The 19,663-nt window shown below is 67.4% G+C and carries 16 protein-coding genes; 7 read left to right on the top strand and 9 right to left on the bottom strand.

Annotated elements, in window-relative coordinates; all coding sequences use genetic code 11:
- Positions 1 to 25 precede the first annotated feature (25 nt).
- From AB8808_RS01710 to rpoH, 3 genes are all read right to left on the bottom strand, one after another.
- Positions 26 to 1,396 (bottom strand): sensor histidine kinase, encoded by a 1,371-nt coding sequence (locus tag AB8808_RS01710; RefSeq protein WP_369926205.1) that lies wholly within the window; start codon positions 1,394 to 1,396, stop codon positions 26 to 28.
- Positions 1,380 to 2,060: a response regulator transcription factor gene (locus AB8808_RS01705; RefSeq protein ID WP_369926203.1), complete on the bottom strand. Its 681-nt coding sequence runs from the start codon at positions 2,058 to 2,060 to the stop codon at positions 1,380 to 1,382. Before AB8808_RS01705 ends, AB8808_RS01710 begins: the two co-directional genes overlap by 17 nt.
- Positions 2,061 to 2,145: 85 nt before the next feature.
- Positions 2,146 to 3,006, bottom strand: coding sequence for an RNA polymerase sigma factor RpoH (gene rpoH / locus AB8808_RS01700; protein WP_036109786.1), 861 nt, complete (start codon positions 3,004 to 3,006; stop codon positions 2,146 to 2,148).
- Between the two features lie 275 nt (positions 3,007 to 3,281).
- Here rpoH and AB8808_RS01695 point away from each other — a divergent pair, with 275 nt between their 5' ends.
- A complete protein-coding gene (locus AB8808_RS01695; protein WP_369926200.1) occupies positions 3,282 to 3,695 on the top strand; it encodes a type II toxin-antitoxin system PemK/MazF family toxin in 414 nt (137 codons plus the stop codon).
- Positions 3,696 to 3,884: 189 nt separating this feature from the next.
- On the opposite strand, the gene ung is transcribed toward AB8808_RS01695, so the two are convergent.
- From ung to AB8808_RS01670, 5 genes are all read right to left on the bottom strand, one after another.
- Positions 3,885 to 4,592 carry a uracil-DNA glycosylase gene (gene ung, locus AB8808_RS01690; RefSeq protein WP_369926198.1) on the bottom strand — a complete coding sequence of 236 codons (708 nt, stop codon included), beginning with the start codon at positions 4,590 to 4,592 and terminating at the stop codon, positions 3,885 to 3,887.
- The gene (locus AB8808_RS01685) at positions 4,589 to 5,383 is read right to left on the bottom strand and encodes a response regulator (RefSeq protein ID WP_369931312.1); all 795 of its coding nucleotides are present in this window, start codon (positions 5,381 to 5,383) and stop codon (positions 4,589 to 4,591) included. Before AB8808_RS01685 ends, ung begins: the two co-directional genes overlap by 4 nt.
- 61 nt (positions 5,384 to 5,444) lie before the next feature.
- A complete protein-coding gene (gene ftsX / locus AB8808_RS01680; protein ID WP_369926195.1) occupies positions 5,445 to 6,425 on the bottom strand; it encodes a permease-like cell division protein FtsX in 981 nt (326 codons plus the stop codon).
- Positions 6,422 to 7,099, bottom strand: a complete 678-nt coding sequence (ftsE, locus tag AB8808_RS01675; RefSeq protein WP_285404178.1) for a cell division ATP-binding protein FtsE — start codon at positions 7,097 to 7,099, stop codon at positions 6,422 to 6,424. The genes ftsX and ftsE overlap by 4 nt, the downstream gene beginning before the upstream one ends.
- 90 nt (positions 7,100 to 7,189) lie before the next feature.
- Positions 7,190 to 8,968 (bottom strand): DEAD/DEAH box helicase, encoded by a 1,779-nt coding sequence (locus AB8808_RS01670; RefSeq protein WP_369926192.1) that lies wholly within the window; start codon positions 8,966 to 8,968, stop codon positions 7,190 to 7,192.
- Positions 8,969 to 9,402: 434 nt separating this feature from the next.
- Here AB8808_RS01670 and trxA point away from each other — a divergent pair, with 434 nt between their 5' ends.
- From trxA to AB8808_RS01650, 4 genes are all read left to right on the top strand, one after another.
- Complete coding sequence (trxA, locus tag AB8808_RS01665) at positions 9,403 to 9,729, top strand: thioredoxin TrxA (protein ID WP_036143580.1); 327 nt, start codon at positions 9,403 to 9,405, stop codon at positions 9,727 to 9,729.
- 337 nt (positions 9,730 to 10,066) lie between these two features.
- Positions 10,067 to 11,788: a transcription termination factor Rho gene (gene rho, locus AB8808_RS01660; protein ID WP_506193282.1), complete on the top strand. Its 1,722-nt coding sequence runs from the start codon at positions 10,067 to 10,069 to the stop codon at positions 11,786 to 11,788.
- A 172-nt stretch (positions 11,789 to 11,960) separates the two neighbouring features.
- Entirely contained in the window at positions 11,961 to 13,331 is a 1,371-nt protein-coding gene (locus tag AB8808_RS01655) for a glutamate--cysteine ligase (RefSeq protein WP_369926187.1), read from the top strand.
- Positions 13,332 to 13,341: 10 nt separating this feature from the next.
- Positions 13,342 to 14,037, top strand: coding sequence for a UPF0149 family protein (locus tag AB8808_RS01650; protein ID WP_369926185.1), 696 nt, complete (start codon positions 13,342 to 13,344; stop codon positions 14,035 to 14,037).
- 74 nt (positions 14,038 to 14,111) lie between these two features.
- On the opposite strand, the gene AB8808_RS01645 is transcribed toward AB8808_RS01650, so the two are convergent.
- Positions 14,112 to 15,536, bottom strand: coding sequence for an OmpP1/FadL family transporter (locus tag AB8808_RS01645; protein ID WP_369926183.1), 1,425 nt, complete (start codon positions 15,534 to 15,536; stop codon positions 14,112 to 14,114).
- A 225-nt stretch (positions 15,537 to 15,761) separates the two neighbouring features.
- On the opposite strand from AB8808_RS01645, the gene AB8808_RS01640 reads away from it, so the two are divergent.
- Entirely contained in the window at positions 15,762 to 16,064 is a 303-nt protein-coding gene (locus AB8808_RS01640; RefSeq protein WP_036138187.1) for a YcgL domain-containing protein, read from the top strand.
- 90 nt (positions 16,065 to 16,154) lie between these two features.
- Positions 16,155 to 19,595, top strand: a complete 3,441-nt coding sequence (locus AB8808_RS01635) for an ankyrin repeat domain-containing protein (protein WP_369926181.1) — start codon at positions 16,155 to 16,157, stop codon at positions 19,593 to 19,595.
- Positions 19,596 to 19,663: the final 68 nt, after the last annotated feature.

The following is a 19,663-nucleotide window of genomic DNA, read 5'->3' as shown; positions in this document are numbered from 1 at the left end:
CCCGCAGGCCGTAGTTAAGATTTGTTTAGGCTGGCACGGCGGGGCACGTCACGGAGAACACCGCGCCGCGCTCGTCGCCACCGACCGCAAGCGAATAACCGTGCAACCTCACGATGGCGCTGACGATCGCCAACCCCAGGCCACAACCCGGCTTGGCGCGGGTTTCGTCGGCACGATAGAAGCGCCGGAACACTGCTTCGCGCTCGCCCTCGGGAATGCCCGGGCCCGTGTCGGCGATGTCGATGCGCGCCTCGCCCGAGGCATCCGTCAAGGCCACCATGCACACCGTGCCGTGGTCGGGCGTGAACTTGATGGCGTTGCCGACGAGGTTGGCGAACGCCTCGAACATGAGCTGGGGATCGCCGCGTAGCGGCGGCAGCGCACCCACTTCCAGGCGAAAATCGTGGCCGCGATCCTCCGCCAGCGGGGCGTAGAACTCGTGCACGTTACGCAGCACGGCGCCGATGTCGAGCGGTTCGAAGCACGCGCTGCGCTGGCGATCCTCCAGCTCCGACACGCGCAGCAAGGCGCGGAATCGCCCCAACACGGTGTCGATGTCGGCCACGCACGCCTCCAGCGCATCGCCTTCGGGCAACGCGGCAAACTGCTGTTGCAGACGATACAGCCGCGTGCGCACGCGCGTGAGCGGCGTCCGCAGGTCATGGGCGATGTTGTCGGTCACGCCCTTGACCTCGCCGAGCAGTCGCTCGATCTCGCCCAGGGCCGTATTGACGGTGGCGGCAAGCAGGTCCACCTCGTCGCCACCGCGCGTGACGGGCAGGCGGACACTGAGGTCGCCCTCGCGAATGGGCGCCATCGCCTGCTGGATGGCACGGATGCGCCGCGCGGGGCCACGCGCGATCAGCACGCCACCCAACACGCCGGGGATCAGCGTGAGCGACAGCCCCCACAGCAGGCCGCGGCGGATGATCGCGCCCAGGCCATCGATGGTGGTGCTGTCCTTGGCCACCACCAGGCGCTGACCACCGGGCAACAGGCGGGTGACGCCGCGGGCACGCAGCGGTGAGCGGTGCGCGGAGGCGAGGACGTTGGCCTGCACCGAGGTCACCACGCCGTCTTCCGTCAGCTCGGCCGGCACGTGCGCGATATTGCCCGCGATACGCCGGCCGTCGGCAGCGAACAGCCCCACCCACATGAAGCCCTGCACGTCGACGGCGCTGGCGGCTTCCACGGTTTCCGGCAGGCGGTGCGGGTCGGTGGTTTCCAGGTAGTGGATACGCGCGGCCAGCATCTGGTCGACCACGCCGGTCAGGTAGCGCGAGGTTTCCCACTGCACCACGCCCAGCAACACCACGCACCAGATCGCGAAAAGCGCCCCGTAGATGAGGATCAGTCGAGAGGTGGCGGAACGCCAGGCGTCAGTCAGCGGGCGCAAGCAGGTATCCCGATCCGCGCACGGTGCGGATCAGCGGCGGCTGGCCGCTACCGTCGATCTTGCGGCGAAGGCGTCCGATATGGACATCGATGACATTGGTGCCCGGGTCGAAATGAAACCCCCATACGTGCTCGAAGATCATCTGCCGCGTGACCACCTGCCCCGCATTGCGCATGAGGAATTCGAGCAGGCGGAACTCCGTGGGCAGCAGGGTGAGCGGCTGGCCGTTGCGCATGGCGTTGTGCTTGACCAGGTCGAGCTCCAGGTCGGCCACGCGCAGCCGGGTCTCATTCGCGCTGGGCCGCCGCCGGCGCAGCAGCACTTCGGCGCGCGCGGCCAGTTCGTCCGGCGAGAAGGGTTTGGTGAGGTAGTCGTCGCCGCCGGCGCGCAGTCCGCGGACACGCTCGTCCACGTCGGACAAGGCACTGATCATCAATACGGGCGTATCGATACGGCGCTGGCGCAACGCGGACACGATGTCGATGCCGTCCATGCCGGGCAGCATGCGATCGAGCGTGATGATGTCGTAGCCGTCGGCCAGGGCGCGCGCCAGGCCATCGCAACCATTCGCCACCCAGTCGGCGGTCAGGCCGTGCGCGGCCAGTTCCGCGACGATGTCACGCGCGGTGACTTCATCGTCCTCGATGACCAGTGCCTTCGGCATCCGCAGCGACTCCCGAGCAAAACGAATAGGAACAACGGAAAACGGCCCCGAGGGGCCGTTCCGGATCTTACGCCCAACGCGGCACTCAGGCAGCGATGGCGACGCGCATCTTCTTCATCGCGTTCGCTTCGATCTGGCGGATACGCTCGGCGGATACGCCGTACTCGTCCGCGAGATCCTGCAGCGTGGCCTTGTTGTCCTCGGCCAGCCAGCGACGCTGGATGATGTCGCGCGAGCGGGCATCCAGGTTACCGAGCGCCGACGACAGCGCGCCCATCTGGTTGTTGCTCGCATCTTCCTCGGCGAGGTTGTCGTACGGATCGGCGCCTTCGTCGACGAGGAAGGCGGCCGGTGCCGGCTTGTCGTCGTCATCGGCGTCGGCCGGGGCCTCGAAGCCCACATCGCGGCCGGAAAGACGCGATTCCATCTCGCGCACCGTGGCTTCGGGAACGCCCAGGTCGTGGGCTACCACGCGCACTTCTTCCGCGTTCATCCAGCCCAGGCGCTTCTTGCTCTTGCGCAGGTTGAAGAACAGCTTGCGCTGCGCCTTGGTGGTGGCGACCTTGACGATGCGCCAGTTGCGCAGGATGAACTCGTGCATTTCCGCGCGAATCCAGTGCACCGCGAAGCTGACCAGGCGAACGCCCTGGTCGGGGTCGAAGCGCTTGACCGCCTTCATCAGGCCGATATTGCCTTCCTGGATCAGGTCCGACAGCTGCAGGCCGTAGCCGTTGTAGCCCCGGGCCACATGGACCACGAAGCGCAGATGGGACATGACCAGCTGCTTGGCGGCGTCCAGATCGGCGTCGTCACGGAAGCGACGCGCCAGCGACTGCTCCTCGTCAAGGCTGAGCACCGGGATGCGATGGACTGCCGAGATGTAGGAATCCAGACTGCCGACGACGCTCGGGAGCCCGTAGTTACGGGTAACGAGAGCTTGGGACATGTGTGGAACCTCCAAAAAGTCTGTATGCAGATTAGCAGTCCCGATGTGAGAGTGCTAAGTCAGCCCGAAGTTCATCGGTTAACTGTACGCAATGGTACAGAAATACCCTGGGCCTGTCCAGATGGACCGGCCGGGGTATTCAGGAGGCAGACGGATACCTGCTCGCTGGAAGGCAGCGAAGCCGTCGCGAGGGGACAGGGCGAGTCCGTCGTACCTACAGTCATTGGGCCACAGGGCTGGCTTTAAAGGGTTCACTGCCCACCTAGCCTGCGGCTATGGCACTGCGGTTTCCCCCTCGAGCCGGCACCCTGGCGATCTGTCGCTTTCCAGCGCCCGGCATGGCTGCGGCTGCCGAGATGGTCAAAAACCGCCCTGTCATTGTCGTAAGCAGGATTTTACGAGGACGGCACGGATTGGCGACTGTGGTGCCGGTGAGCATGACCAGACCGAACGTTCCACGTCGCTGGCACGTACTTGTTCCTGCAGACGCCATGCCTCATGGCTGGAGCGACAAGCCGGGAGAACGCTGGGCCAAGTGCGACATGGTCACCACGGTCAGCCTTGAACGACTCAGTCTGGCCAACGCTCGCCGCCATGCAGGGCGGCCGGTATACGGCGGCGCCGAAGTCGACGAGCTAATACTTCGCCAGATTCGCGAGGCACTCGGGTACATCTTCGAACTTTTCTGAAAAACGGATGTTTCGAACGTTAACCCATTGACCGTGTGCGTGCCGCCCCCTTAACGTCCTGCGTGTCAGTCGGCTCGCCCGACCTCAAGACCTCGACGAGACCTTCGGGTGGTCGCCGAGGCAGACCGAAGCGCGATGACAAGCGCCTCGGATCTCACCCAGCCCGCGAGCCCAGGCTCGCGGGCTTTGTCACGTCTGGGGCAAGAGTTCCGCTTTCGCTGGAAGCGACCAGTCGATCGGCGCCTCGCCGCGGGATTCCAGGTAGGCGTTCGCCTTGGCGAAGTGCCCGCACCCCATGAAACCGCGGTGCGCGGACAGCGGCGAGGGATGCACGCTGCGCAGGATCAGGTGGCGCTTGCCGTCGATCAGCTGGCCCTTCTTATGGGCGTGGCTTCCCCACAGGAGAAACACCAGGCCTTCGCGCTCGCGATTCAGCGCGTCGATGGCGGCGTCCGTGAAGCCTTCCCAGCCCTTGCCCTGGTGCGATGCGGCCTGCCCCGCTTCCACCGTCAGCACCGCGTTGAGCAGCAGCACGCCCTGGTCGGCCCAGGGGGTGAGGCAGCCGTGGTCGGGCCGCGGAATGCCGAGGCTGCCTTCAATCTCCTTGAACATGTTCTGCAGCGACGGCGGCACCCGCACGCCGGGGCGCACCGAGAAGCTCAGCCCGTGCGCCTGGCCGGGGCCGTGGTAGGGATCCTGGCCGAGGATGACCACGCGTACGCGGTCGAAAGGCGTGTGCGCGAAGGCGTTGAAGATCTCCGGGCCCGGCGGGAAGATCGCCTTGCCCGCCGCCTTCTCGTCCCGAAGGGAGTGCGACAGGGCCAGCATGTCCGGCCGGTCGAGGTAAGGGCCGATCCGTTCCTTCCAGGACGGTTCCAGTTTGATGCGGTCGTTCAATCGCGTGTCCTTTCGCGCAGGTGCAGCGCCACCCGCAGCTGGAACAGCAGCTTGGTGATGAGCAGTTTTTCCTCGACGGGTTTCTCGACCAGGTCGTTGGCGCCCGCGCGGAGCAGCGCGGCCTGGTTGGCGGGGTTTTCGTCGCCGGTCATGATGAGCGTCGGCAACCGCCCCTTGCCGTAACCGAACTCGTTGCGGATGCGCTCGACCAGGTCGCCCCCCGTGAGCTCGCCTTTCAGGCTGACATCGGTCAGCACGATGTCCGCCCCCATCCGCCCCCGGGATTTCGCCTCGTGCAGGTGGACCAGGGCATCTTCCGCGCTGATCACGTGATGCACGGTCAGGCCGTATTTTTCCATCATGCGGCGGGTAGCCAGTGCGACCACGCGGCTGTCCTCGACGTAGAGCACCTCGCCCTCGGCGCCCCCTTCCGGACGGACATAGCCGCGGATGAATTCAGCCAGGGCCTCGAAGCCCAGCGACTTGTCGAAATAATCGGTGACGAACTCGCCCAGTTCTCGCCGATGGAGGCGCTCCTCGACGTCGCCCGAAACGACCACGATGGGCATGTAGATCTGCGGCGCGGATTCGCGCACGAAGCGGGCCACATCCAGGCCATCCATGTCGGGCAGGCGCAACGCCACGGTGACGAAATCGAACACCCCGCGCTGCAACTCGACCTGGGCCTCCGCGCCGGTGGACACGCCCACGATCTCCACGCCCGGCACTTCCGCGGTCACGACACGGGAAATGAGCTGGCGAACGACCCGGGAGCCGTCGACCAGGAGCATCCGCGGGGCCGTACCAGCCACGCCCGAACCGATGTGAGTCGCCACCCGGATTCCCCTTTTTTCAGACCGCCGCGGCGCGGCGGATCTGCCGCGCGCTGACCAGCCGCGCGCCCAGCCAGCCGAGCAGGGCCGAGGCGAACGGGACCGAAAGCAGCAACCAGGCCGGCAGGCCACCGAAACTGACGCTGCCATCGTACGCCGCCGCCAGGCGCCCGACCGGCCCGGCCATGGCCAGCTCCAGCGTCACGGCCAGCACCACCGCCAGCACGCCGGCGAGAAAGCCGAGCCAGAGGCCCGCGTAAAGGTAGGGCCGACGCACGAAGGGCCGGCTGGCGCCCACCAGCAGCAGCACACCGATCTCCGCGCTGCGGCTCTGGATATCCACCCGGATGGTGTTGCCCACGACCAGCAGCGCGGCGATGCCGAGCAGCGTGGCGAGCAGGCTCACGGCGCGCGTACCGACGCCGAGCAGGGCGTCCAGTCGCTGTCGCCACGCACCGGTGTCCTGCACCATGTCGACCCCGGGCGTGGCCTTCATCGCCTCGACCAGGCGTCCGGCATCCTCGGCGGACAGCCCGCTGCGCGGCTGCACCGAAAGCACGTAGGGCAACGGGTTCACGTCCAGCGACTGCAGCGACCCGGAAAAGCCCTGGACCTCGGCCAATTCGTCCAGGCCGTCCTTCGGGGTACGCACCACCACCTCGGCCACCTCGGGACGCCCACGCAACGCGGAGGCCGCGGTCTCGGCCATGGCACCGTTCTGGCCCGGCTTCATGAAAGCGCTGATGGACTGGTTGCGGCCAAGGGCGTCGCCCATGCGCTCGACGTTGCCCAGCAGCAGGTAGAACGCGAGCGGCAACGCCAACGCCACGCCCATGACCGCCACCGTGAGCAGCGTGCTGAGCGGGCGCGCTGCCAGACGCCGCAGGCTGATCGAGAGGCTCCATGCGTGGTGTTCGCGCCAGGCGCCCACCCGGCGCGCTTCGCTGCGCTGGGTCTTGGCGGGTTCGGCGGGGCGGCGGGTGTCGCGAGCGGCGTTCATACCACCTCCGTAGCTGGCACGTCGGCCACCAGCTTGCCGTGGTCGAGCACGACCACGCGTTTCTTCATGCGCTTGATGAGCATGAGGTCGTGGCTGGCGACGAGCACGGCCGTGCCCACCTGCTGGAACTCGGCGAACAGGGTCATGATCTCCATCGCCAGCTGGGGGTCGAGGTTGCCGGTGGGCTCGTCGGCGATCAGCACGGCCGGTTTGGCGACGATGGCGCGCGCGATACCCACCCGCTGCTGCTCGCCCGTGGACAGGGCATCGGGCAACTGCTTCTCGTAGCTGAGCAGGCCGACCTTCTCGAGCGCCGCGCGCACCCGGCGCGAACGATCCGCGGGTGCGATGCCGGCGATGACCAGCGGCAGTTCGACATTGGCGAACACGCTGCGATCCATCAGAAGCCGGTGATCCTGGAAGACCATGCCCAGCTTGCGGCGGATGCGGGGGATATCCGCCGAGCGGACGGTGTTGAGCTTCTGGCCGTCGAGGGTGACGACGCCGTTGGTGGGGCGCTCGATCATGGCCAGCAGCTTGAGCAGCGTGCTCTTGCCCGCGCCGGAATGGCCGGTGACGAAGGCCATCTCGCCCGCGGCGACCTGGAAAGAGACGTCGGTAAGGGCCTGGTGATCGCCCTCGTATCGTTTGCTCACCAGATCGAAACCGATCACCGCGTCACCCGTTGGCTGTTCAGCCTCAGAGGATAAGGGATGTCGTGACGGTTTTGCGGGCCGCCTTCATGGAGGCGGCCCGCACACGCCTCAGCGGTTGCCGAACAGGCGACCGATGCGGCGGAAGAACCCGACCTTTTTCTCGTGCGTCTTTTCCGCGGGAGCCGGCGTGCCAGCGGGGCGGTTCGCCGCCACCTGGCGTGACGGACGACGCCCCGGATTCGACTCGGCCGCACCCTCGTCCTTGTGGCGCGCGCCCGGCGACGCCGCCGGGCGATCGGCCGTTGCCGCCGCCTCGGCCACGTGCTGGCCATCGGCCACCACATCGAGGCCTTCCCGTGCGCCACGACCACGGCCACCGCGACGGCGACGACGCTTCTTCACCGTGCCATCGGCAGCCATGGCCTCGGTAGCCGCCGGCAGCTCCTCGACCGACTCCGCGACCACGACGGTGGTCATCGGCACCTCGGTGGATACCGCGGTGAACCCGCCCACGGGTTGGTCCTCGCGCGGCGGACGCGGCCGGCGCTCGCGGCTGGCCGGGCGTTCGCCGGAGCGGGACGACCCGCCGCGACCGTCGCGGCCGGCACGACCGCCCTTCTCCGGCGGCGCGCCGCGCGTGGGGATGTGGCCGCCGGTGTCGTTGGGATCGTCCACTTCGTCCTGTACGCCGTCGGCGCGGGGGCGCGGAGCCGGCATCACCAGCATCTTCGCGTCGATCGACGCGGTGGGGATCTTCTGGTTGATGTAGGTCTCGATGTCCGGCAGGCCCATCGCATACAGGTCACAGGCGAAGCTGACCGCGTCGCCCTCCGCACCCAGGCGGGCGGTACGGCCGATGCGATGCACGTAATCTTCGGCGTCCTGCGGGAGGTCGTAGTTGAAAACGTGGCTGACCGCCGGGATGTGCAGGCCGCGTGCGGCCACGTCGGTGGCCACGAGCAGGTCGATCTGGCCGTCCTGGAAGCGCTGGAGCAGCTTCTGGCGCTTGACCTGCGGCACGTCGCCGGAGATGGCGCCGACGCGGAAATTGTGCCGCTTCAGGCGATCGGTGATGCGCTCGGCGGCCGCCTTGGTGTTGACGAAGATGATGCTCCGCTCGGTCTTGCTCTCTTCGAGCAGGTTGAGCAGCAACGGCATCTTTTCTTCCTTGGACGGAAAGTAGACCACCTGGCGGACCCGGTCGGCGGTGACGTTTTCCGTCTCCACCACCAGCTTCTCGGCCTCGTGCATGTGCTCGTAGGCCAGCTCCAGCACGCGGTGGCTGAGGGTGGCGGAGAACAGCAGCACCTGGCGCTTATCGCGGGCCGGCAGGCGGCGGAAGATGAAGCGCACGTCCTTGATGAAGCCGAGGTCGAACATGCGGTCGGCTTCGTCGATGACCATGACCTCGACCGCGCCGAAGCCGAAGACGTCCTGCTTGTAGTAGTCGAGCAGGCGGCCGGGCGTGGCGATGATGATGTCGCAGCCGTCGCGCAGCTGCTGGCGCTGCTTGTCGTAGTCGACGCCGCCGTAGATCAGCGCGCTGCGCAGGCCGGTGGCCTTGCCGATCGTCTGGAAATCCTTCTCGATCTGGATGGCCAGTTCGCGGGTGGGCGCGATGATCAGGGCACGGGGGTCGGCATCCTTGCGGTCCGCCGCGGCCGGGTGCTTGAGCAGGCGGTCCATCAGGGCGACCAGGAAGGCGAAGGTCTTGCCCGTGCCCGTCTGCGCCTGGCCGGCGACGTCGCGCCCCAGGAGGGCGACCGGCAGGGTCAGTGCCTGAATGGGCGTGCAGCGGGTGATGCCCGCAGTGGCCAGACCCTGGTGGAGCAGCGGATGAAGGTCGAGGTTTTCGTAGAAGACGTCGGTGAGAACGGTTTCGGACATAGGTATGAATGGCCTGTCGTCGCGCCACGCGCATGCGCGGCAGCATCCCCGGCGACCGGCTTGGGGTCGGGGGACGGTGGGTGATCCGGCCGGCGTCACGGGAGAGTCGGGGGCGGCCGGTTGCCACCGGCGGCCTTACGACGCGCCCGGCGCACGATGGCCGGAGGCGGCGGCACGCGACCCGACGGCTTCCGCTGGCATAGGTGAAAAGGCTGGAAAACGAGTAACCTTCTTACCTATGTCAACGGAAACCATCCCGTCGGCGCCCTTGAAACGCTTGAAGCGCGCCCCTAGTTGCGTTGGAATGAGGGCTCGAGGCTGCAATGGCCAGGACCTTCGCTTCCGGTGCGACCCGCGACATGAGGCGCCTTAGTGTAGCCGATGTGAGCGTCACGGTCGTCAAGCCCCCCAGTCACCCCTTTTTGGAGATCACGGTGAGCGACAAGATCACCCATACGAGCGACGCTGCGTTCCAGCAGGAAGTCCTCGATTCCGACACCCCCGTCCTGCTCGATTTCTGGGCGGAATGGTGCGGCCCCTGCAAGTCCATCGCGCCGCTGCTCGACGAACTGGCCGGTGAATACGAAGGCAAGCTGAAGATCGTCAAGATCAACATCGACGAGAACCAGCAGACGCCGCGCCAGTTCGGCGTGCGCGGCATTCCCACCCTCATGCTGTTCAAGGACGGCAAGGTGGCGGGCACCCAGATCGGTGCCGTGGGCAAGGGCCAACTGGCCAAGTTTATCGACGGCGCCCTCTGATCCGTTTTTATCGCATGACCCGAGCCACCGCGTGAGGCGCTTTACGTCGCGCCTCACGCGATGCTAGGCTCTAGGGGTTCGCCGGGACACCGCTTGTCCCCCAGCCGCGAACCCTCTCCCCTCTTCTTTTAACGGCGCCCCGTGAGGTTTGCCCGTGTCCGATATCGAAACCAAAGACTCCAACGACGCCAAGGGCGCCGGCGACACGCCTGCGACCGAACCGCGTCCCCGTACGCGCCGCAAGGCGCCGCCTGCCGAAACGCAGGCGGTAGAAACGAGTGCTCCCGCACCGGCTCCGGTCAAGGCCCCGCCGCCATTGCCACCGGTGCCCGCACCGATGCCCGCGCCCGCCCCCCAGGCGGAACTGCAGCTTGGCAACACCTCGGCGCCGCCCGCCGACGCCCGACCGGCGTCGTCGCAAGGCGATTCCCGTGACGGTGGCCAGGCCAACCCGCCGCAGGGCGGCCAGGGCGGTCAGAACGGCCAGACGCAGGCGCGGGGCGACAACCCCAGCCCGCAGCAGAACCGCAACGACCGTGCCGATCGCAATCCTAACGGTGGCGCCAACCCCAACCCCAACGGCGGCGCCAACAACGCCAACAATGCCGAGCGCGAGGGCCGCGGCCGTCGTCGCCGCAACGAGCGCAACCCGCCCCGTCCGGGCGGTGGTGGCGGTGGCGGCAATCCGGGCAACGGCAATGGCGGCGGTGGCAACTACCAGCATCCGCGCAGCAACAATAACAACGGCTACCCCGTCGACGACGACGAGAACGCCGATGCCGGCAGCAACGATCGCCTGATCAACCTGACCGAACTCAAACGCAAAAACGCCATCCAGCTGCTCGAGTTTGCCGAGTCGCTGGGCGTGCGCGAGGGCGTGGCCCGTCAGCGCAAGCAGGATGTGGTGTTCAACATCCTCAAGGCCCATGCCCGGTCGGGCGGCGGCATCTGGGCGGAAGGCGTGCTGGAAATCCTGCAGGACGGCTTCGGCTTCCTGCGCTCGGCCGACGAGTCGTACCTGGCCGGCCCGGACGACATCTACGTCTCGCCGAGCCAGATCCGCCGCTTCAACCTGCGCACTGGCGATTACATCACCGGACGCGTCCGCCATCCCAAGGAAGGCGAGCGTTACTTCGCGATGCTCAAGGTGGACGACATCAACGGCGATCCGCCGGAGGCGTCGAAGAACAAGCTGTTGTTCGAAAACCTCACGCCGCTGTTCCCGCGCAAGTCGTTCAAGCTCGAGCGCGGCAACGGCTCCACCGAGGACATCACCGGGCGCATCCTCGACCTGGTGGCACCCATCGGCCGCGGCCAGCGCGGCCTCATCGTCTCCCAGCCCAAATCCGGCAAGACGATGATGCTGCAGAACGTCGCGCAGGCCATCCAGTACAACCACCCGGACGTCCATCTGATCATGCTGTTGATCGATGAGCGCCCCGAGGAAGTCACGGAAATCGCCCGCACGGTCCGCGCCGAAGTGATCAGTTCCACCTTCGACGAACCCGCGGTGCGTCACGTGCAGGTGGCCGAGATGGTGATCGAGCGGGCCAAGCGCCTGGTCGAGCACAAGAAGGACGTGGTGATCCTGCTCGACTCGATCACCCGCCTCGCCCGCGCCTACAACACGGTGGTGCCCAGTTCCGGCAAGGTGCTCACCGGTGGTGTCGACGCCAACGCCCTGCAGCGTCCGAAGCGGTTCTTCGGCGCGGCGCGCAACGTCGAGGAAGGCGGCAGCCTGACGATCATCGCCACGGCGCTGACCGATACGGGTTCGAAGATGGACGAGGTGATCTACGAGGAGTTCAAGGGCACCGGCAACATGGAAGTGCACCTGTCCCGGCGTATCTCCGAGAAGCGCGTCTATCCTGCCATCGACATCAACCGCTCCGGCACGCGCCGCGAAGACCTGCTGATCGACCCGGACCTGCTGGCCAAGATCTGGATCCTGCGCAAGCTCCTCCATCCGATGGACGAGTTGACGGCGATGGAGTTCATGCTCGACAAGATGAAGAACACGAAGTCCAACGACGAGTTCTTCAATTCGATGAAGCGCTGACCGCGCCTCACCGGAAGCTCGCGAAGAGGCCGCCCCAGGGCGGCCTCTTCGTTTTCACTACCTCACAAAAGCATTTGTTACCCTGCGCCGTCACGCCACACCTTTTACCGTCGGGCGTTTGCCCCCATGTGGGCGGCATCGGCCAAAAGCCCCCTCTTCAAGGAAAGCCCCTGTGTCCATCCCCAGCGCCGCCAAGAGCACGCCCATCGGCGACCGTAACGACCTGGTGGCGTACCTCGCCAAGGGCGAGAAGCCACGCGACGCCTGGCGGATCGGCACGGAGCACGAGAAGTTCGGCTTCTATACCGACGACCTGACCCCGCCGCCATTCGACGGCGATCGCCCCGGTATCCGCCAGCTGATGGAAACGCTGGCCACGCGCTTCGGCTGGGATGTCGCCCGTGAAGGCGACACGCCGGTAGCGCTTACCAAGGGCATGGCCAACATTACGCTCGAACCCGCCGGGCAGCTGGAGCTCTCGGGTGCGCCGCTGGAAACGATCCACGACACCTGCGACGAGGTGACCGACCATCTGCGCGAAGTGCGCTCGGTGGCGGAAGAACTCGGCATCGGCTTCCTCGGCATGGGCTTCCAGCCAAAATGGCGCCGCGACCAGATGCCCTGGATGCCCAAGGGGCGCTACAAGATCATGCGCGAGTACATGCCCAAGGTCGGATCGCTCGGCCTGGACATGATGACCCGCACCTGCACCGTCCAGGTCAACCTCGATTTCTCCAGCGAGGCGGACATGGTGAAGAAGTTCCGAGTCGCGCTCGCGCTGCAACCCATCGCCACCGCGCTGTTCGCCAACTCGCCCTTCACCGAGGGCAAGCCCAACGGCTACAAGTCGTTCCGCTCGCATGTATGGACGGATACCGACAACGATCGCACCGGCATGCTCGACTTCGTGTTCGAGGACGGCTTCGGCTACGAGCGCTATGTCGACTACATCCTCGATGTGCCGATGTACTTCAGCTACCGCGACGGCAAGTACGTCGACCTGGCCGGACAGGACTTCAAGAAGTTCATGCGCGGCGAGTTGCCGGCGCTGCCTGGCGTACGGGCCGACATGAAGGACTGGGCCGACCACCTGACCACCGCCTTCCCCGAGGTACGCCTCAAGCAATACCTGGAGATGCGCGGCGCCGACACCAGTACCTGGAATTCGCTGTGTGCCTTGCCGGCATTCTGGGTGGGCCTGCTGTACGACGACACCGCACTGGATGCCGCATGGGATCTCGTGAAGGACTTCACGAAGGCCGAGCGCCATGCCTTGCGCGACGGCGTGCCGAAGGAAGCGCTCGCCCTGCGCTTCCGCGACCACAGCGTGCGCGAATTGTCACTGGAAGCGGTGAAGATCGCCCGTGACGGCCTGAAGCGCCGCAACCGCCTGGGCCAGCGCGGCGTGGACGAGTCGGTATACCTCGAGCCGCTGGAGGAGATCGCCCTGTCCGGCAAGACCCAGGCCGATACCAAGCTCGAGCTTTTCCATGGCCCATGGAACGGCAGTGTCGATCCCGTCTTCCGCGACTACGCCTACTGAGACCCCAGCGATGCAGATGACCGAAACCCGGCTCGGCCGCCTCGACGATCTTCTCGCGTCGACAAACCGCCACTCACTCGAAACCCTCGACGGATTGTTCTGCGCGGCCCTGGTCGGGCCGGCCGAGGTCGGTGTCGACGAGTGCATGGCGGTCGTCGAGTCGGAAGACGCCATGCCGTGGCCGTCCGATGCCGTGGGCGAAGAAGCGGCCCTGCTCATGCAGGAATTCTGGGCGGTGATCGAGGCGCGCGTCGCTGGCGACCCGGCGCTGCTGGGCGAGGATTCCCTGCCGTTCGTCGACTCCCCCGAGGAGTTCGAGCAACTCGAGGACATCAGCGAGTACGACGGCGACTTTCCGCTGGCCAGCGACTGGGCGCTCGGCTTCCGCTTCGCCATCGACGCCTGGGAGGAAGCCTGGTCCGAGTGGCTGGACGAAACCACCTACCCCTTCGTCGGCATGCTGCTGACCCTCACCGCCGACCAGACCGATCCCGACCCCGGTACGCCGGCCGTGCCGCTGCCGACCTTTGAAGAGCGGATGACGCTGCTCAACGAGATACCGTTCCAGCTGGCGGCGCTGTATCGCCGACGTCACCCGGACCACGGGCGTCCGTTGCGTCGCGAGGACGCCAAGGTCGGGCGCAACGATAGCTGCAAGTGCGGCAGCGGGAAGAAATACAAGAAGTGCTGCGGCGCCGGCGGCTGATCCGCCCATAAAAAAAACCTCCCCGTTGCCGGGGAGGTTTTTTCGTATCAGGCCTCAGCCGATCGCCGAAGCGATCAGAACTGGTACTTGGCCGACACGCTGAGCAGGTTGCCCTTGTCGTCGCTCTCGCCGATCAGGCGGTCGTTCGTCGCGTCGGTGACGCCCGCGATGTGCGCCTTGTTGACAAAGATGTGCGCGTAACCGGCGTTGAGCTCGAAGTTCTCCGTGGCCTTGTAGCCGACGCCGAACGCCAGCCACTTGCGGGTGGAGTCGGGCACGCGCGGCGAGCGGGTGTCGTCGTAGGTCGGGGTGCTGTCCACGGCGATACCGGCACGCAGCGTCAGCTTGTCGGTCGGGTAGTACTCGCCACCGGCCGAGAGGAAGTAGCTGTTGCGCCAGCTGTAGTTCTCGCTGGTGGACGGCTGGTTCGGGTTCGAGTAATCGACCGTCAGATCCTTGAACTCGTCCCACTTGGTCCACGACAGGTCGAAGCCCAGGCCGAACTTGACGTCCTGGTGCCAGAAGCTGGCGGTGGCCACCACCGGCGTGGTGAAGCCCGCCGTGCCGTTGGTGTGGGTGAAGGGCGGCTGGCCGCTACCGAGCAGGGCACCGACGGTCGGGTTGGAAAGCACGGCCGAGACGTTGCTCGGCATCGTGAAGTTACCCGTGCCTTCCAGCGTGTGCTTGATCTTGCTGCGGTAGTTCAGCGCGATGCGGTCGTTCGGGGTCAGCCTCCACAGACCGCCGACCTGCCAGCCGTAGGCCCAGTCGTCGCCCTTGATCTTGGCCACGCCATCGCTGCCCGGCGGCACCACGGCGGCGTACTGGCCGGCCAGGGCACGAGCCACGGCAGGCGAGAGCTGGCCAGCCGCGGCGGCGCGCTGGATCAGGCCCAGGCCCACGGTGTTGTAGTTGATGGCGCTGGTCAGTTCGGCCGTGGTCTTCTGCGCGATGGCGCTGACGCCCAGGGCAAAGTTGTCGGTGACGTCGAACGAGGCCGACAGGGTGGCGTCATACGACTTGAAGTCGGACTTGATGGCGTTGTAACGACCCTTCCAGTCGCCGTCGTATTCGGTCTTGAAGCCGAACGGCGCGGTCAGGCCGAAGCCGACGTGCCAGCGATCGCTGACCTGGGTGGCCACGTAGAAGGCCGGCACCGGGATGGTGGTGCCCGCGTCGCCGCCGTTGCCACCCGAAATGGGACGACCCTGCGCGTCGGTGGCGGTGCCGTGGAACTTGGTGCTGAAGTTGATGCCGGTGACGTCGGCCTGGAACGTGGTGCCCTTGAGCATGCTCATGGCGGCCGGGTTGTTCACGATGACGGACGCATCGTCACCTGCCGCGGTGGAACCGGCGAAAGCGCGGCCGAGCGCAGCGGCACTGTTTTCCTTCAGCTGGAAGGCACTGGCGTGGGCGGCCTGCGGAGCCACGAGCGCGCCGGCGATGGCCAGCGAAAGGGCGGCGACGGCCAACGGGCGGGTACGGATCAACGTCTGCATGGTGGGGCTCCTGCTTGTTCTGTCTGAGTCGATGTCACAGTCGCGCAACGGAAAAGTTCTCGTTTTCATACGCGCGTTTAACAATCTGCGGGGGAACTCTGGACGACTTGACGAATAATTTGCAAGTGCCGGTGCAACAAATCTGCAGGAATGTGGTCCGCACGCGCCCGCGGACTCCGGCCTTTTGCTACCTTAGGTACTCGAACCGCCAGCGAGACCGCCGTCATGCACTGCTATGTCTACGCAAGCCTTCGCAAGCCAGATACCTACGTCTGGATGACCCGCCGGGACGGCCTCGACATGCTTCCCGAACCGCTGGTCCTCCTGCTGGGCGAACTCCGGTTCGTGCTCGAGGTGGAACTCACCCCCCAGCGCAAGCTGCCGCACAACGACACTGAGCAAGTGCTCATCAACCTGGCCGGGTGCGGCTGGCACCTGCAGACACCCCCGGGCGAAACCCTCACCGTCTGCAACCAGCCGAACCACAACCGCGAGATCGACCCCGACCAGATGCTCGTCCGGGCCTGAGCGGCCGAAACCGCATCGGGCGCGTGGTGCATCGCCAGGGTTAACGCCGCGTTACCGCGTACGGCCATGCGCGTCCGTATACTCCCGCGCATGGCCAATCCCAAACGTCGTCGACCGTCGCTGCCCAAAGCGCTGACCTGGTTCATTCCCGCCCTTGCCGCGGTCGCCTGCGCCGGCCTCACGGCGTCGCCGCTGGCGCTGATTCCCCTTCTGCTGGCCAACGCGCTGGTGATGGGCGCGGTGTGCCACGCGATCGGCTTCGACCCCGAAACCAGCTACCTGCGCACGGCCCTGCGCCGGGGCTCCGCCTACGTGGTGATTTTCACCGCGTATACGTTCGTGGTCTTCGTGCTGGTGGCGTGGCCCCTGCTCAAGCTCACCCAGGCCCCCAGCCTGGGCGCGGCGCTCCTGCTGGCCGCCACTCTGGTGGTGGCGCTTGCCGCCCTCTGGCGAACGTGGCCGGCGTTCGGCCTGATCTACCTATGGGACGACGCCTATCCCGAAGACAGCGGAACGGCCTCGTGGATCTTCACGGCACTGGCGCGCTCGGTGAGTTTCGGCCGCCACCTGTCCGCCGAGGAGCGTTTCTTCTCCCATTTCCTCCCGGCGGCATTCAGCCTGCTGGTGCTGGCCTTCTGCGCCGTCGCGCTGTCCGGTCTGTATGGGGTGTTTCCTTCGGAAATGCGCCTGGTCGCGCTTGCGTTTTACGGCGTGGTGCTGTTGCCGGTGGCAGGCATGGTGATCGCCAATCGCACCCTGCGCGCGTTGCTCCCGGATCGCCGCGGGCGCCTGGGCGCGACTCGCGGAAGTGCGCCGCGCCGCGACGACATCGGGCAGGACGCGGAACGCCCTGTGCCGACCCCGCCCGCGCCCATTCCCGTGCTCAGCAGCGAGGAAAGCCAGCCGGGTGTGCGGGAGCGTGCCCTGCTGCTGGCCACCCGCGAGGGTGACATCGCCCGCGCCGTCGCCCTGGTCGAAGCGGGTGCCGAACCGAACACCGGCGCCGAGCCCGGCGACCGCGACCAGCGCCCCGTGTTGACACTGGCGGCACTGTCCCCCGATTCACGCCTGCTTCGAGCACTGATCGCACGGGGTGCCACCGTCGATCGCGCCCACCAGGGCGTTACCGCCTTGCACGCCACCACACGCGACAGCTGGCATGGCCGGCCCGAGGCCGTACTCACCCTGCTCAGCAATGGCGCGAATGCGGCGGCCATCGACAATGAGGGCAACACGCCGCTGCACGGCGCGGTGCTCAGTGCCGAGCCCACCGTCGCGGCCATGCTGCTCGACGCCGGCGCGCCAGTGGATGCGGTGAACGCCGCCGGCGACACGCCATTGGCGATCGCCTGCCGCGCCGCCAACTGGGCGCTGGTACGGTTTCTCCTGGAGCATGGCGCCAAGGCGTCGCCCGTGGGCGGTGAGCCCGCGCTGGTCGCCGCGGCGGGCATCGCCGATGACGACGCCGAGGGCGTCAAGGTGCTGCTGCGCTACAAGGCGGCGGTGAACGCCACCGACGCCCACGGCCGCTCGGCACTGATGGCCGCCGCCGCCGAAGGGCACGAGCAGATCGCCCGCGCACTGCTGCAGGCGCACGCGCAACCCAACCTCGCCGATCGTCACGGCACCACGGCCCTCATGGAGGCCTCGCGCGCCGGGGCGCACGGCATCGTGCAGCTGCTGGCCGACGCCCATGCGGACGCGTCGCCGCGCGATGGCCACGGCCGCGACGCACTCACCCTCGCCTGCCAGTCGCCGCGCGCGCAGGCGGCCACGGTGCGTGCGCTGCTCGCCCTCGGCGCGCAGCCGAAAGACCCCGGCGCGGACGGCAGGAGCGCGCTGGACCACGCGGCCGGTGCCGGGCGCTGGGATTTCGTGGCGTTGCTCGATCCGGAAACGCCGCTGCCGACATCGCTGAGCGAGTCGGTCGTGCCCGAGGCCGGCGCCGATTCGCCCCTGCACCTCTACGACGCCCTGCGCTTCGGGCACTGGGCCGTGGCCTCCACGTTCACCATCAAGGTCCGCGCGTGGCCCGTGGAGGAACTGGCGGCGCTCTATGTCGATCTTGCAGGGTCCGGTTTCGAGGCGGCGCGCGCATGGCTGCTCGACCACGGCCTGCATGCCGAGGCGCGACTGGGTGCACCCGACGACGCGCCCCAGGCCGGACGCCGCCTGTTCGACGCACTGCTACCCCAACTGCCGCAATCGGCCGACGCCCTGCTGCAGCTGATGCGTGCCGGCGCCAGCCCGGCCGGCGCGGGTCTGCTCGGCCAGGCGATCTGCCGCCTCGACGGAGCCGACGAACGCCTGACCCTGGCGATGCTCGAGTCCGGTGCCGATCCGTTCGGGGCCGATGCCCGCGGACGCACTCCCCTGCACATGGCCGCCGCTACGGGCCGTAGCGCGCTGCTGGGCGCCCTGCTCGCCCGCGGCATGAATCCGAACGTGCGCGACGCAGGAGGGCGCACGCCGCTGCACGCGGCGCTCGAGCAAGGCGGCGAAAGCCTGCCACTGGTACGCCTGCTGGTGGCGCACGGCGCCGACCCCGAGGCCGCCGACGTCAATGGCGAAACACCCTACGGCCTGGGCATCGGGCATGGCGACGTCGAGCGCTGGCTGAGCTGGACGGCGTGGCCGCTGCCGCGTCGCCCCCTGCGTGCCGACGATCTGCCGGCCGCCGCCGCCGCAGGCGACGCGCAAGCCGTGGACCGACTCATGGAGCTGGGTTTCCCCGTCGACACACGCGACCACCAGGGCGCGACCGGCCTGCTCCGCGCGGCCGGTGCCGGACAGCGTCACGTCGTCGACCACCTGCTCCAGGCAGGCGCCGACCCGACCCTCGCCGCGGCCTCGGGCATCACGCCGCTGGCGGCGGCCGTCAACGCGCGCCGCGACACCATCGTCGAGGCCTTGCTTGCGCATGGCGTATCGGCCGACCAGCGACTGCCGGGCGAGACCACGGCGCTGATGATCGCCGCCGCGCTGGGTTATCCGGAGATCGCCGACATGCTGCTGCGCGCAGGCGCCGATGCGAAAGCCGAAGACGCCCACGGTCACACGGCCCTGCACGCCGCCGCGCAGTACTGCTTCGGCAGCAGCGACAGCCTGCGTGCGCGGCGCCTGCTGGACACCGTGATCGGCAAGGGCGCCGATGCGAACAAGGCCGACAAGGACGGCGTGACCCCGCTACTGATGTTGCTGGGTGCGAACCTGCGCCCGGGCGCCCCTGCCGATGCCACTCACCTCGGCGCCCTGGTGCCGGTGCTGCTGGATGCCGGCGCCCGGATCGAACATGCCGACCATCGAGGTGTCAGCGCGCTGCACGCGAGCGCGATGCACGCCCTGCTCGGGCCGGCGCGCGTGCTGCTGCAGCGTGGCGCCAATCGCAACGCCGCCGATGGCTTCGGCCGCACCGCGGGCGATGTCGCACGGCACCTGGGCTATGTGGACATCGCGCATGAACTGGGCAACCGTGTCGGCACCGTGCCCAGCGTGCGCCAGACACTCCGGCAACCCGCCCAGCCGGATTGAAGCGCCCCCTCACGTAAACGCGACACCCCCTGTAGGAGCGCGCGATGCGCGCGACATCTTCTCGCGGT

It is taken from the genome of Xanthomonas sp. NCPPB 2632 (assembly GCF_041228075.2).
Classification (GTDB): Bacteria; Pseudomonadota; Gammaproteobacteria; order Xanthomonadales; family Rhodanobacteraceae; genus Luteibacter.
Note: the sequence above shows the minus strand (reverse complement) of the source record. Positions and strands in the feature narration are given on the sequence as shown.